This window comes from Pseudoalteromonas sp. 19-MNA-CIBAN-0066 (assembly GCF_040308705.1).
Taxonomy (GTDB): Bacteria; Pseudomonadota; Gammaproteobacteria; order Enterobacterales; family Alteromonadaceae; genus Pseudoalteromonas; species Pseudoalteromonas nigrifaciens.
Window position 1 is genome coordinate 1 of record NZ_JBEONZ010000351.1, and the last position, 247, is coordinate 247.

Below are 247 nucleotides of genomic sequence, written 5' to 3' on the forward strand. Positions count from 1 at the left end.
TCCCATCTCTTTGTCTATGCCACTGCGTAAGCAAGCGTATAAAGGTGATGAGGTTTACAATTTCTTCGATAATCTACTCCCAGATAATATAGAGGTGAGAAACAGAATTGTTGCTCGCCACAATGCTAAATCGACCCAAGCGTTCGATTTATTGGCTAAAGTCGGCCAAGACAGTGTCGGTGCATTGCAACTTGTACCACATGATCAACAGCCGTTTGATATCAAAAAGATTGAGTCTAAACCCTTA

1 protein-coding gene is annotated in these 247 nt (G+C 41.7%); it reads left to right on the forward strand.

The genetic code is table 11. The features are described 5' to 3' along the window. Nucleotides 1–247 (forward strand): HipA N-terminal domain-containing protein (locus tag AAEZ18_RS19395; protein ID WP_352256075.1); only part of this gene is annotated, 247 nt, incomplete at both ends.